The sequence below is a fragment of the Maribacter spongiicola genome (genome assembly GCF_052119685.1).
GTDB classification, from domain to species: Bacteria; Bacteroidota; Bacteroidia; order Flavobacteriales; family Flavobacteriaceae; genus Maribacter; species Maribacter spongiicola_A.
Window position 1 is genome coordinate 83,670 of record NZ_JBGQOO010000011.1, and the last position, 14,638, is coordinate 98,307.

A 14,638-nucleotide genomic window follows, 5' to 3' on the forward strand; every position below is an offset into this window, starting at 1 on the left:
GCTTAATTGTTGTGTTTTTGTGAAAAGTTGTTGTTGAAAGGCTAATTATTGTTGTGTAACCGATGAACTACACCTATTTTCTTACAGAATCGGGTACTAAACCTGTATAGTCCCCACCGTTACGTATTACGTCTCTAACAATAGACGAGCTTATGTATGATTTGCCCGATGAGGTCAATAGAAACACAGTTTCTATCTCAGATAATTTACGGTTTGTATGTGCAATTGCCTTCTCAAATTCAAAATCGCCAGGATTACGTAATCCCCTTAAAATAAAATTAGCATCTTCTTTCTTACAAAAATCTACTGTAAGCCCTTCATAAGACTTTACCGAAATAGAGGGTACATCTTTAAATGATTCTTCTATAAAGCGTATACGTTTCTCAAGACTGAACATATATTTTTTGTCGGCATTTTTACCTATTGCTATGATTATTTCGTCGAACAAGGTGATGCCCCGCATAATAATATCATGATGGCCTAATGTTAAAGGATCAAAAGAACCAGGAAAAATTGCGCGTCTCATAGGTGGGTTTTACGTTTTAAATATAGTTAATTTAAGATAATGCCTCGGTAATTGCGTATTCAAATAACATACCTAGCTCAATACCAGCTTCTTTAGCTTGTTGAGGTAATATACTTTCTGTAGTTAAACCCGGTGTGGTGTTCATTTCTAATAAATAGGGTTCGTTGCCAATGAATATAAATTCACTTCTAGAGAAACCTGTCATTTTTAAAACATCATATATTTTTATAGAAGCTTGAGTCACTTTTTCTAATTGTTCAGAGTTTATTCTTGCTGGAGTGATCTCTTGTGATTTACCTTCATACTTTGCTTGGTAGTCAAAGAAGTCATTTTCAGAAACTATTTCTGTAATAGGGAAAACTGTTGTTTTGCCATGTAGTTTTAGAACGCCCACAGATACTTCGGTACCATTAAGAAAACCTTCAATAATTATTTCGTCATCTTCTTTATAAGCGGTTTCGATTGCACCTTTTAAATCTTCGGCTTTATAAACTTTAGTAATACCAAAACTGCTACCAGACTTATTAGCTTTTACAAAACAAGGCAGCTTTACCTTATCAATGATTTCACTTTCATTTATTTTATCACCTAAGTTTAGGTAATAAGAAGGTGCCGCTTTAATTCCGTATGGTTTTAATACACTAAGTAAATCTCTTTTGTTGAACGTAAGTGCTGCTTGGTAAAAATCGCAAGAAGTGTGTTTAATTCCCAATAATTCGAAATACGCTTGCATGAGTCCGTCTTCGCCAGGCGAACCATGAATTGCATTAAAAACACAATCAAATGTTATAGAGTTGCCTTTTAAAGGAATAGAGAAATCATTACGATCAATAGGCGTTTCGTTATCTGCATCGTCAACATAGACCCATTTGTTTTTAAAAATATGAATTCTGTATAGATTGAATTTATCTTTATTAAGGTAATTATAGACCACATTTCCACTTTTAAGCGATATTTTATATTCACTAGAATAACCGCCCATTATAATTGCAATATTTTTTTTCATTTTTTGGTCTATTAAGAATCGAAAAGCAAAGATGGAGCATTGAAATAAAATAAAAAAGAAAACGAACGGCATTCCTTCAAATTGAATTAATTTTTTGAGCGAGTGGTAAGTATAAACCAAAGCTGCAAAAAGGTATGGGGGCATTTACTATATTTGTCGGGTCAAATAATAAGTATGAGAAATTTTTTCAATTTTTTAAAAAGTAAGACATTTTTAATTCAGCTAGGTCTTGCTGTGTTGGTATTGATTATTACAATTTTTATTGTTTTACGATACTTGAATAGCACGACCAACCATGGTGAGTTTGTGGAAGTGCCAGATTTTTCTAAAAAATCGGTGATGGATATGAGAAAATCTATAGAAGAAGCCGGTTTAAGATATGAGGTGTTAGATTCTGCAAATTACAATCCAGATTACCCAAGATTTTCTATCATTGAGCAAAACCCGGTAGCAGGATCAAAAGTGAAAGAAAATAGAAAGATATATTTTACCGTTAATCCGTCAGGATATAAAAAAGTAACCGTTCCTCAAATTATTCAAGTAACCAAGCGTAATGCCTCTTCAATGTTGAAGGCGGTTGGCTTAGATGTACAACGGGTAACTTATGTAGATGAGTTAGGTAAAGATATGGTATACCAAATAAAATTTAAGGGCAAGTATATAAAGCCTGGCGATAAACTACCAAAAACTTCTAAAATAGAATTGATCTGTGGTAATGGTACTATTACAGATAGAGCAATAATTAAATCGGAATCAGAAGATTAGATGGAGGAGCATATTGAGCAGCCTGAGAATGAAGATGGAGAACTTTTTGAGCACCATAGGGTAGTAGCATCAAAAGGGCAAGAGCCATTACGAGTAGATAAATTTTTAATGAATTTCATTGAAAATGCTACAAGAAATAAAATACAGCAAGCAGCAAAAGGCGGCCATGTTTGGGTTAACGACGAGATTGTAAAGTCTAATTACAAGGTGAAGGCCGGTGATGTGGTAAAGGTGTTATTTGAGCATCCGCCACATGAGTTTTTACTGGTGCCAGAAGATATTCCTTTAAACATTGTCTACGAAGATGATGTGTTAATGGTGGTAAATAAACCTGCAGGCATGGTGGTACACCCAGGCCATGGCAATTATTCGGGAACGTTAATAAATGCCTTAATTTTTCATACAGATAATTTACCGGCTAACAGTAACGAAAGACCAGGTTTGGTACATCGAATAGATAAAGATACTTCTGGTCTATTGGTAGTTGCAAAGACCGAAGCGGCTATGACCCATTTGGCAAAACAGTTCTTCGACAAAACTTCTGAGCGAGAATATATTGCTCTTGTTTGGGGTAATATAGAAGAAGATGAAGGTACGGTAGTTGGTAATGTGGGTAGACATCCTAAGAACCGGTTACAGATGCATGTTTTTCCTGAAGGGGAAGATGGCAAAGAAGCCGTTACACATTTTAAGGTGTTAGAAAGGTTGGGTTATGTAACACTCGTATCTTGTAAGTTAGAAACGGGTAGAACGCATCAAATTCGTGTGCATATGAAATATATAGGCCACACTTTATTTAATGATGAGCGTTACGGTGGCGAAAAAATATTAAAGGGAACTACATTTACTAAATACAAGCAATTTGTAGATAATACCTTTAAATTATTGCCAAGACAAGCCTTACATGCAAAGACTTTGGGGTTCGTACATCCGGTGACCGGTAAGCATATGAGTTTCGATTCAGAAGTGCCCGAAGACATGACAAATGCTATTGAAAAATGGCGTAGTTATGGTAAGAACAGCACAGAATAAGATTCTTCGATACCGCTATTTAAACTCTTTTTTATCTTTTGTTGGTCTATCTATATATCCTGTATATTTTTGGGCTATTAAAATTTCACTATGAAAATTGTTATTTCTCCGGCTAAGTCATTGAATTATGAAAGTGAGCTGCCTACGGCAAAATTTACTTCGCCAGAATTTATAAAAGATGCTGAAAAGCTAAATAAGATTTTAAGAAAAAAGAAGCCTAAAGTACTTTCAGAATTGATGTCTATATCTGATAATTTGGCGCAATTGAACTGGCAGCGTAATCAAGATTTTACGATACCGTTTACGCCAACTAATGCTAGACCTGCAATCTATGCCTTTAGCGGCGATGTGTATACGGGCTTAGATGCTTATACCTTATCCGAAGAAAAAATAGGTAAACTACAGCAAAGTCTTAGAATTTTGTCAGGGCAATATGGAGTGCTAAAGCCTTTAGATCTTATGCAGCCTTATCGCTTAGAAATGGGGACTTCATTGCAAGTAGGCAGAAGTAAAAATCTTTACCAATACTGGGGCAGTAGACTTACAGATCATTTAAATAATGAAATGGTAGATGGCGAGTTGCTTGTTAATTTGGCAAGCAATGAATATTATAGCGTATTACAACCTAAAAATATTAAGGCAGAAATTATCACTCCTATTTTTAAAGATTGGAAAAACGATAAACTGAAGATTATTAGCTTTTTTGCAAAGAAGGCAAGAGGTGCCATGGTGAGGTATATTTTAGATTCAGATGCCAAAACACTTACAGATATTAAAGGGTTTAATTTAGACGATTATGAATTTAGTCAAGAACACACCCTAAAACAAAATGAACCCGTATTTATTAGATAAAATATAATCTACACTTTTTCGTTCTTTAGATATATAAAATACGTCTATGAAAAGGGTTTTTTTACTTTCTGTTATTTGTGTTGTTTTACTATTCTCTTGTACCGATATAGATGATAATGTTAGCTTAGTTAATATTCGTATTCAAAATAGCACCGAATTATTTTTTACAGAAGTACGTATTGCTGAAAGAGATACCGTTTACGAGAATATTGAAGCTGGTAAGTTCTCTGAATATATGGAGTTTGAAACCGCGTACCCAACTGCATCTATTTCTATTTTAACAGATTCTACCAGTATAAATTATTTTCCGACCGAGGTATCAGCAGATTCCCTACCGATTGGCTTTTACACTTATGAGATTACTTTAGATGCCGAGAACCAAGTAGGTTTGACCTTTAAAATCGACGAATAAGATTATTTCTTTCTATTGATTTTAATTTTATCTTCTATTGTAGGTCTCTTTTTAATTTTACAAGGTCGTCTTGCCCCGTAAGAATTATTAGATATTTTTCCCTTTTTCGATTTTTTATCTCCCTTGCCCATAACTCGTTTATTTAGGTTTCTTTTAAAGTTAGTAATTTAGAAATCATAAGAGCGTATTATATGCTCAAGAGAATAAAACACTAATGCAATACGTATTTAAGCATACTCACCCTTACGAACCTTTTATTAACAATACTACCCAAAAATTAATTGTAGGTACATTACCGCCACCACGTTTTACGACAGGTGAGTTGAAGGAAGGTGATGTTGACTTCTGTTATGGTAGTAGAGATGGGCAATTATGGACAATTTTAGATAGTATTTTCAATTTAAACCTAAAGTTCGAAAGTAGTACTGAAGCGATAGAGCAACGAAAAGACTTTTTAAGAAATAGAAAGATTGGGGTATGCGATATTGTAGCATCGGCCGAACGCGAAAAAATAGATGCCTCTGATATTGGTATGCAAAATATCGAATTAAGAGATATTTTGAGTTATTTAGAAAAGTATACCAATGTACATACTCTTTTGTTCACAGGAGGCAATAGCAAAAATGGACCCGAATATTTTTTTAGAAAACATTTAAAAGAGCATTCGGTATTTTTCATGAGAATTTCTAATGAAGTACCTAGAATTCACGAATTTTCACATCCTATTACTAAAAAGGTAATAAGAACGGTTTCTTTAATTGCACCATCTGGGGCTGCAAATAGGGCGGTGGGTAGTCTTAAAAGTTATAAGATGATGAAGCTAAAAAATCCGACTTTTAATACGGTCGATTTTAGAGCGCTTCAATACAAAAAGTATTTCTAACAGAAAATAAATTTTCAAAATGGTATAAACTAAAAAGAGTCTTGTTTTTAAAACAAGACTCTTTTACGAGAACACTATATGAAAATGAAAAATTTTATTACTTATTTACATTGTAAAGATAGATAGCATATCACGTATTTTGGAATATTTGTTGTCAATACGTACTATTTTGTGGTATACTTCTATGAATATGATATTTCACAAAAATCATTCTTCAATTTCTCTTGGAATAGCGATATTTATAATCGAATTTTAACAAGATTGCCATGACGGTATGGCCCTAAGTTTTAATATATGCAACAACAAGAAAGGTTGGCAGAGTTTAAGAAATCTGTCCAAAATAAATTTAATGTCTATAACAGTCTATTTCTAAATCTACCCTATAAGAATATAGAGAATGTAGGTATGTTGATTCCATTATTGCTGAATCAATCTGAGAAGGGGTTGAGCGAGGGTCATAATCCGAAAGAAATTTTAGAAAATTTTTTTGAAAATTTCGTAGAAATAGAATCTGAAAAAGAACAAATAGATTTCATGTTCCGCATCATACAGTATGTAGAACGCCAAGTAGTACTATATGATAGTGTCGAAGATGCCGCATTTCCGAAACTGCATAAACATTCAAGTTCATTGTCATTGAAAGATTATTTTCAATTTGTTGAAAAGAACAATTCCTGGGATACCATTTGGGATAAGTTGAGCACCTTTAGTGCACGAATTGTATTAACCGCTCACCCAACACAATTTTATACCCCTGCGGTACTAGATATTATTACCAATTTAAGAACATTGATTCTTGAAGATAAAATAGACGAGATCGATGTGGGGCTACAACAGTTGGGCCTAACCTCATTAATAAATGCTACCAAGCCTACACCGTTAGATGAGGCGAAGAATATTATCTATACTCTACGTCATGTGTATTACGATGCCATTGGCGACATGTATGCTTATATAAAAGGTAGTGTAGGATCAAAGAGTTTTGAAAATCATGATATAGTAAAACTAGGTTTCTGGCCTGGTGGTGATCGTGATGGTAACCCTTTCGTAACGGCAGATATTACAAAAGATGTAATGAACGAGCTTCGTTTAACTTTAATGAAGTGCTACTATAATGATTTAAAAGGGCTAGTACATAAACTTACATTTAAAGATGTACAAGCTCCCTTGCAAAAGCTGAGGTCCAATCTTTATACAGCTATGTTCGATAGTTCGAAAGATATAGGTTACGATGATTTAATATTACCGTTACAACAAATTAGATTAATACTGATTGAAAAGTATCAAAGTCTTTATTTGAGAGATTTGGAGAAATTTATCGATAAAGTAAAAATCTTTAAAGTTCATTTCGCAACCATAGATATACGTCAAGATCATAGTATGCATACTAAGGTAATGACTGATGTTTTGAAGAAAAACGGACTAATTAACCAGGACTTAAGCGAATTATCTGAAGAAAAATTAATTGATATTCTATTACATGAGAATTTACAATTGGTGGCAGATGATTATGAAGAGGATATTGTAAAAGATACCATCAAGAATATACTTCAATTACAGACCATACAAGATAAGAATGGGGAAGAAGGTTGCAATAGATATATTATAAGTAACTCTGAAGATATATTCTCTATACTTTTTGTTTATGCACTTTTTAGATGGTGTGGTTGGGAAAATAAGGAGATTACTTTTGATATAGTACCGTTATTTGAAACTATGAAAGGAATGGATAACGCGCAGGCGACCATGCAGTTTTTATTCAATTTACCAGAGTATAAAGCGCACGTTAAAAATAGAAATGATAAGCAGACTATTATGCTTGGTTTTTCTGATGGAACCAAAGATGGTGGCTACTTAAAAGCGAACTGGTCTATATTAAAAACTAAAGAAGAACTTTCAGAGGTTTGTGATGAACATGATATAGCAGCTATATTCTTTGATGGTAGGGGAGGTCCACCAGCAAGAGGTGGTGGTAAAACACATCGTTTTTATGCAGCACAGACCAATAAGGTTGCAAATAATGAAATTCAACTTACAATTCAAGGGCAGACCATAACTAGTACCTACGGTACAAAAGAACAGTTCATTTATAATAGTGAGCAGTTGTTAACGGCTGGTTTGTCAAATACCATACTTGAAAAAGAAATTGTAATCTCAGATGCAGATAGAGCCCTTATAGAAGAAATGTCTGAAATGAGTTTTAATAAGTATGACGACCTAAAACATCACGATAAGTTTATGCCATATTTAGAAAATATGAGTACGCTTAAGTACTATACAAAAGCGAATATTGGCAGTAGACCAGGTAAAAGAGGAAACAAAGCAAAGCTAGAGTTGTCAGATTTACGTGCAATATCTTTTGTGGGTTCTTGGAGCCAGTTAAAACAAAACGTACCCGGTTATTATGGTATAGGTACTGCTCTAAAAAACTTAGAGGATGATGGCAGATTTGATGAAGCCAAAAGAATTTATGAAGAAGTCCCGTTTTTTCAAGCTTTAATGATGAATAGTATGATGAGTCTTACCAAATGCTATTTTGAATTGACAAGTTATATGAAAGAAAATGAAGAATACGGTGCCTTTTGGGAGATATTACATGCAGAATATCAGCTTTCTAAAAGTATGCTATTAAAATTATCAGGCATGGATATTTTAATGCAAAAAGAGGCTATATCTAGGGAGTCTATAAAAATTAGAGAGAATATTGTTTTACCGTTATTGGTTATACAGCAATACGCACTTCAAAAAATAGGTGAGGGAACGGAGTATAAAGAGTTATATGAGAAAATTGTAACACGATCTTTATATGGTAATATTAATGCTAGTAGAAATTCGGCATAATATATTTTATAAAATTTAAAAAGGCTCTGTAAGTAAATTTACAGAGCCTTTAATATTGAATTCGTTTTGGTTTAATGAACCTTGCGAACCACTTTTATATTGTTAGAAATATCAAAGCAGCCATTGAATTCATCAAATGTCCAACCGGGTTCCATACCTGTTAATCCATCTTCATATCTAATGTAGTAGATAAAACAAGTGCCTTCACCTGCGGCATTGAAATCAACCGATTTTAAATCTGCTAGCGTTGGTGGTAATCCAAGTATTTTACCAGATTCATCTGTAATTATCCAAGAACTATTTGCTCCAGAAGCATTTTCATTAATTAGAGAAATACCAGTTACAAAATCAGCAGTTTCATCGACGATAAATTCAAACGGACCTCCCGTAATTGTACCTGCTTCAGGTTTTGTTCTTACCACTGTCAATGGGTTCGATAGTGCAAAATTTCCTGTAACGTTATTTGCATTCATATCTACTTCAAGTCCTATAATTTCACCTTCGTAACGAGCGTACCAAATTAGGCAAGTGCCTGCTCCTGCTCCGTCAAAATTGACACCTTCTACAGCTTCGAGAGTAGGAGGTAGACCTAGAATTTTTCCTTGGTCATCGGTGATAACCCAAGTGTTTTGAGTACCTGATGCGTTGGAATTATCTAGTGTAATACCATATACATTATCAACTTCACCATCAACACAAAAGCTGAAAGGACCTCCAACTAAAGTACCTGCATTTACACCTTGTAATCTTTGAACTTCAATAGGGTTAGACAAATCAAAGCATCCGGTTAAGTCTGCTGCGTTATTGCCCATGGCTGCACCGTCTATACCATCTTCATATCTTAAATACCAGATTAAACAAGTACCAACACCGGCAGCATCAAAATTCACTCCTTTAACTGCATCTAATGTTGGTGGAAGACCAAGAATATTTAATTCTTCATCGGTAATAACCCATGTGCTATTTGTTCCTGAAGCTTCAGAGGCATCTAGCATAATATCGGTTACATGGTCAGCTTCACCATCAACAAAGAATTTATATGGTCCACCAGTTAAAACCCCGGCTTCTGTTTTACTTCTAACCACTTCAATTGAATTAGATAAATTAAAATTACCCTGTAGGTCATTTGCATTCATGTCAACAGCTAGTCCGTTCAATTCACCCTCATAGCGCAAATACCAAATTAAGCAAGTACCGGCACCGGCGCCATCAAAATTCACCCCTTCAACAGCCTCTAATGTAGGAGGTAAACCTAAAATATTACCTTGGTCATCTGTAATAACCCAGCTACTATTACTTCCTTTAGCTTCGGTATTGTTTTGTGTAATACCATAAACATTATCTACTTCACCGTCAACGCAAAAATTAAAAGGTCCACCAGAAATTGTTCCTGCGTTTGCCGCATCTAAACGAGTAACTTGAATATAATTTGATAGGCTAAAACAGCCTTCAAGTTCTCCCGCATTCATACCTGCTTCGGCACCGATCAAATCATCTTCATATCGTAAATACCAGATAAGACAAACACCTGCACCGGCCATATCAAAATCAACTTCTTTGACAGCATCTAATGTAGGTGGTAATCCAAGAATGTTCAATTCATCATCAGTAATAACAAACGTGCTATTGCTACCTGTTGCATCATCACTATTTAAAGAAATATCGGTAACGAAATCAGCTTTTCCATCTACGGTGAATTCATAAGGACCACCCGAAAGAACACCTGCCATGGTTTCGTTTCTTTGCACCTCGATGGAGTTCGATAAATCAAACGAGCCTATAAAATTACTTGAATTCAAGCCTACTTCGAGTCCGGTTAGCCCTTCTTCATATCTTAGGTACCATATAAAACAAGTACCTGCACCAGCAGCATCGAAGTCAACACCTTGTACGGCTTCTAAATTTGGTGGTAGGCCAAGAATAGTATTCTGGTCATCAGTAATTACCCATGTGCTGCTACTACCTGAAGCACTTTCGCTGTTTAGGGTTATGCCGCTTACCATATCAGGTACGCCATCTACACAAAAAGTAAATGGTCCTCCAGCAATTTCACCCGAGGCTGGTACGATTACACCAGTAACGGCATTATCGTCATCTGAACAACTTGCCATAACTAGCAAAAGCATTAAAATTGATAAAAAGTTGAAATTTTTCATATGTTCTGTTTTTTTGGTTACAGACAAATGAATAAAATTCATATAACAAGGTAATCACAAGAATATCAACTTATTGTGATAACTCTTGTGATACTTTCGTGATATTTATGGAATGTAAACTAATTTGACCATTAGTAAGATGGTCGCTTTTATGTTTTGTGTATTTAAAAAATGGCAAGTAGTGATTTATACCCCTGCCAATTACAAGTGCCATCGCTAATTGTAAAATTTTCGTAGGTATTGCTAAGAGTATAGGTGTCTACGGTCGTGCAACCTCCTAAAGGTATTTCTCTCAATTGAATTTCAAAGAGTATAAGTTCATTAACATCGGATGGAGAAAGAATTTTTATTTCATTATTAAAATTAGCGGTTAAGATACCCTCTTTATTTAAAACGGTAACCGTTTGGCGTTTGCCATGAAAACAACCAATAGAAGTAATTTGTATGGTGTAATATTCGCCATGTTGCAGTGATTCAATCATTGTAGGCAATCGCTCTACTGAATATGTATTAGTAGCAATTGCTATGGAATCGTCTACTTTAAAACTTGTAGTTAATATTAATATGGAAAGTAAAAATAACCAAGGATGCGTTTTAAATATCATAATAGTCTTAATTCAATTATTATGCCGATAATTCTGCTGATTTAAGGCAGAAGAATCGACATTTATATAAAAGACTGTAAATAATTTTTATTGTGGCAGAATATTACATTTTAGTACTCAAAAGAGCATAAAATGTTTCGATACCATAAGCAATCTGACCTATTTTTAAATTCTCGTTTGGGCTGTGTTGATTATTATCTGGGTTGACCATAGGTACAATAAATGCAGGAATCTTCAATTCATTGATAAACGGAGAAATAGGAACCGTACCACCCATTATTCTTATTTGAACAGGCTTTTCTCCGAATTTAGTTTCCATGGTTTTTACAATGCTATTCCCAAACGGATTATTCAAATCTGTACGAAATGCATCTGTAACCGTACCTTCTTTAATGGTAACAATCTTATCATATTTAAGACGGTCTTCCATAGTAGGCTCGGTACTCATCACATGAAAGCCTTGATTTTTAATATGTTCCTTTACCAATTTTTTAAGTCTGTTACCATCAGATTCAGGTACTAGCCTTAAGTCTAATTCTGCTGTAGCAGTAGCGGGTAAAATTGTTCTAGCTTGATCACCGATCCATCCAGATCCTAAACCACGAATATTTAACGAAGGGTATTGCAAAGCTTCTTGGTAAAAGCTTCCTACTTTTTCAGGAGTAGAAATTGCTAAGTTTTTATTGATCTCTTCGATATTATCAGGTACACTTTTTAATATTTCTAATGTAGCCTCATCCAAGGTAATTCCATCATAATACCCTTTGATTAAAACTCGACCATCAGCATCTTTCATAGTTGCTAATAGTTGCGCTAATTGAAAACCAGGGTTTGGAGCGTAATTTCCATAATGTCCACTGTGCTGAGGTTTTATTGGTCCGTGAGTCGTAATTGACAACGTAGTGATACCTCTACAACCATAAACAACGGTCGGTTTGCCAGAAACATGCACTGGCCCATCATTGATAACTAAGAAGTCAGCTTTAAGTAAATCTTTATATGTGCGCACCGCTTGAGGTAAGGGAGCGCTACTTTTTTCTTCTTCACTATCTAAAATGACTTTTACATTATAAGGTATTTCAATACCCTCTTTTTTAAGTGCATCAATGGCATTTAAAAACATAACAATGGGTCCTTTATCATCAGAAGTAGACCTTCCGAAAAGTCGCCAGTCATAATTAATATCATCATCTAAATCTGAAAAAGATTCTTTTTTCCAACCATCATCGGTTTTAGATTTCAGTACCACTGTGTAAGGATCTGGCTGATCCCATTTGGTAGCATCAACAGATTGACCATCTAAATGCATGTAAAATAAGATGGTAGGTTTATTATCATCCATCGGTAGAGCTGCAAAGAAAAGTGGTAAACCTTCTGTCTCTAGAATAGTACTATTGAAGCCACGTTCGGTAAATTTTTTTCTAAGCCAGAAAAGGTTAGTATCTATATCGTCTGCGTTTAAGGCATCATTTGGTATGGCAACAAATTCTCTTAATTCGGCAATAGCATTGGCAACTTTAGATTTTATAAGAACAGAGTCTTGCGAGTAGCCAGAGTAAAGAGATAAAAATAGTAGAAGCGTAAATAATTTTTTCATGTTCGTTCTCGTGAATATATTCTTTAAATGTAAGCAAAAGGAAGGGATTTGATACGCTCATTTGAGGGTTACATGTGTTAATGAAATTCTCAATTTCTAATAAAATGGTGTTGCAATAAATACATCATCAATTTAAGCCAAAATATAGGTTTAAATATGTAGGAATTTTAAATTTTGAAACCAAAAATTGCATTACTTTGATAAAAATTACGTTAACAGGATGAAAAAAATTATTCAATATATTTTGATCTTTTTTGTGTTAAGTTCATGTTCAGATAATGATCCAGTCGAGGTCGAAGATTTAGACTCGGGCACTATCGAAGTAACTGTCTTGTTGGGTGATAATGCTGCTATTGGAGCAAGCGTTACTACTGACCCCGAAACTAAGACGAAGATTGTAAATGAAACTGGGGTTGTTGTGTTCAATGATATACCACCAGGTGATTACACGGTTAAAGTTATTTTAAGTGAAGTGCCAGATTTTATATATTTTCAAGAGATTATTTTAGCTAAGGATGAAACAAAAAAAATAATTTTCGAAATTCCTGAAATTCCAGAGTTGACCGAGCAAGATTTAGATGTTGCGTCTTGGTTAAATCTATCATATAAAAATTTACAAGAAATTTTTGATGCCGATGCCTACTTAGCATATTGGGGAGATACCGGAACGGATATTTTAAAAGCTAACCGGATGGTCGACGGGACTTTAGTAGAATTAGATGCTTATTATTTGAATTCGCAAACCAATATTATTAATGACGTATGGGCAGAACATTACATTCAAATAAGGAATATAAATTTGGGTATAGATTACTTAATTGATTCCTCTAAAATAGTGGCAGATAATATTAATAGAGTGGAATACGAAGCTCAGTTTAAATTCTTAAGAGGCTTGTTATATTTCAATCTGATAAAAATATATGGAAATCCTCTGCTAAGTGTTACTGCTGAAATTGATTTGAGTGGTCCTCCAAATTACCCGCAAAATCCAAATACAACTTATACACAAATTGAAGAAGATTTACTTTTTGCTATTCAAAACTTACCGGTTTCTGAATCTAATGACCGGGCTAATCAATTAATTGCAAGGGCATTATTGGCAAAAGTATATATGACCATGGCTGGTTTTCCTTTAAACGAAACCAGTAAATATGCGAATGCTTTAGAACAGTTAAAAATTATTCAAGGTCAATATGAATTAATTGCAGATTATAATGCAATTTTCAATGAGGAAAATGAAGTTTCAAACAGCGAAATATTATTTAGAATTGCGTACGACGGAGAGGAAAATACAAGTAGTTCTTTTAATGATTATTGGGGTCCTGTAGGTGTTACAGAACGAGATGCTTTGGTGCTTGTACCTCGTTTTGCTAATTCATTTAGTAATATATCAATGACCTTTAATAACCCCGTAAGTTTTCCAATCGCAATTGAAGATAAGCGGTTTAAAAATGCAATAGCAACATTTTCTGTATCTGGTAGTAATGTCGTTAATGAGGAGAATCCAGATAATTGGAGACCTTTAAAATGGTATAATGGAGAATTACCAAATGCAGATTTTAGCTCAGCATCATTTGATTATCCTGTTTTAAGATATGCCGATATCCTTTTATTGTTGGCAGAAGCTGAGAATGAAATAAACGGACCAACATCTATAGCATATGATGCAATTAACCAAGTTCGAGAAAGAGCATATGGTAATAATGCAAATAATATAGCATCAAACCTAAATCAAGAGGAATTTTTGGAGGCTATATTTTTAGAGCGAAAATTAGAGCTTTGTTTTGAAGGTCACAGAAGAGATGACTTAATTAGAAGAGAAAAGCTTCAGGAAGTCATCGATGATTTTAACAATTACAATGACTTCCAAAAAGATTTTCAACCACACGAGTATGTATGGCCGATACCACAATCTGAAATAAACTTGAATCCAAATGCAATACAAAACCCAGGTTACTAAGGG

The 14,638-nt window shown here is 34.3% G+C and carries 13 protein-coding genes; 7 read left to right on the forward strand and 6 right to left on the reverse strand.

From position 1 onward, the window contains the following. Positions 1–73: 73 nt before the first annotated feature. Both coaD and ACEN2N_RS14970 read right to left on the reverse strand, forming a co-directional pair. On the reverse strand, positions 74–526 hold the full coding sequence (gene coaD, locus ACEN2N_RS14965) for a pantetheine-phosphate adenylyltransferase (protein WP_441825079.1): 453 nt from the start codon (positions 524–526) through the stop codon (positions 74–76). Between the two features lie 31 nt (positions 527–557). Continuing rightward, positions 558–1,532, reverse strand: coding sequence for a D-alanine--D-alanine ligase (locus ACEN2N_RS14970; RefSeq protein ID WP_441825080.1), 975 nt, complete (start codon positions 1,530–1,532; stop codon positions 558–560). 174 nt (positions 1,533–1,706) lie between these two features. Between ACEN2N_RS14970 and ACEN2N_RS14975 the strand changes: the two genes are divergently transcribed. The 4 genes from ACEN2N_RS14975 to ACEN2N_RS14990 all read left to right on the forward strand — a co-directional run bounded on the left by ACEN2N_RS14975 (position 1,707) and on the right by ACEN2N_RS14990 (position 4,593). After that, entirely contained in the window at positions 1,707–2,297 is a 591-nt protein-coding gene (locus tag ACEN2N_RS14975) for a PASTA domain-containing protein (protein ID WP_441825081.1), read from the forward strand. After that, the gene (locus ACEN2N_RS14980) at positions 2,298–3,329 is read left to right on the forward strand and encodes an RluA family pseudouridine synthase (protein ID WP_441825082.1); all 1,032 of its coding nucleotides are present in this window, start codon (positions 2,298–2,300) and stop codon (positions 3,327–3,329) included. 90 nt (positions 3,330–3,419) lie between these two features. Beyond that, entirely contained in the window at positions 3,420–4,181 is a 762-nt protein-coding gene (yaaA, locus tag ACEN2N_RS14985) for a peroxide stress protein YaaA (protein WP_441825083.1), read from the forward strand. Positions 4,182–4,227: 46 nt separating this feature from the next. Then, a complete protein-coding gene (locus ACEN2N_RS14990) occupies positions 4,228–4,593 on the forward strand; it encodes a hypothetical protein (RefSeq protein ID WP_441825084.1) in 366 nt (121 codons plus the stop codon). 2 nt (positions 4,594–4,595) lie between these two features. Here the strand turns inward: ACEN2N_RS14990 and ACEN2N_RS14995 are convergent, their stop codons facing one another. After that, positions 4,596–4,724 carry a 30S ribosomal protein THX gene (locus ACEN2N_RS14995; RefSeq protein WP_441825085.1) on the reverse strand — a complete coding sequence of 43 codons (129 nt, stop codon included), beginning with the start codon at positions 4,722–4,724 and terminating at the stop codon, positions 4,596–4,598. Positions 4,725–4,807: 83 nt separating this feature from the next. Here ACEN2N_RS14995 and ACEN2N_RS15000 point away from each other — a divergent pair, with 83 nt between their 5' ends. Then, on the forward strand, positions 4,808–5,476 hold the full coding sequence (locus ACEN2N_RS15000) for a uracil-DNA glycosylase family protein (RefSeq protein ID WP_441825086.1): 669 nt from the start codon (positions 4,808–4,810) through the stop codon (positions 5,474–5,476). A 294-nt stretch (positions 5,477–5,770) separates the two neighbouring features. Next, on the forward strand, positions 5,771–8,317 hold the full coding sequence (locus tag ACEN2N_RS15005; protein WP_441825087.1) for a phosphoenolpyruvate carboxylase: 2,547 nt from the start codon (positions 5,771–5,773) through the stop codon (positions 8,315–8,317). A gap of 71 nt (positions 8,318–8,388) precedes the next feature. Here the strand turns inward: ACEN2N_RS15005 and ACEN2N_RS15010 are convergent, their stop codons facing one another. From ACEN2N_RS15010 to ACEN2N_RS15020, 3 genes are all read right to left on the reverse strand, one after another. Further along, positions 8,389–10,473 carry a hypothetical protein gene (locus ACEN2N_RS15010; protein ID WP_441825088.1) on the reverse strand — a complete coding sequence of 695 codons (2,085 nt, stop codon included), beginning with the start codon at positions 10,471–10,473 and terminating at the stop codon, positions 8,389–8,391. A 164-nt stretch (positions 10,474–10,637) separates the two neighbouring features. Further along, positions 10,638–11,078 carry a hypothetical protein gene (locus tag ACEN2N_RS15015; protein ID WP_441825089.1) on the reverse strand — a complete coding sequence of 147 codons (441 nt, stop codon included), beginning with the start codon at positions 11,076–11,078 and terminating at the stop codon, positions 10,638–10,640. A gap of 103 nt (positions 11,079–11,181) precedes the next feature. Then, positions 11,182–12,675, reverse strand: coding sequence for a M20/M25/M40 family metallo-hydrolase (locus ACEN2N_RS15020; protein ID WP_441825090.1), 1,494 nt, complete (start codon positions 12,673–12,675; stop codon positions 11,182–11,184). Between the two features lie 220 nt (positions 12,676–12,895). Here ACEN2N_RS15020 and ACEN2N_RS15025 point away from each other — a divergent pair, with 220 nt between their 5' ends. Continuing rightward, on the forward strand, positions 12,896–14,635 hold the full coding sequence (locus tag ACEN2N_RS15025; RefSeq protein ID WP_441825091.1) for a RagB/SusD family nutrient uptake outer membrane protein: 1,740 nt from the start codon (positions 12,896–12,898) through the stop codon (positions 14,633–14,635). Positions 14,636–14,638: the final 3 nt, after the last annotated feature.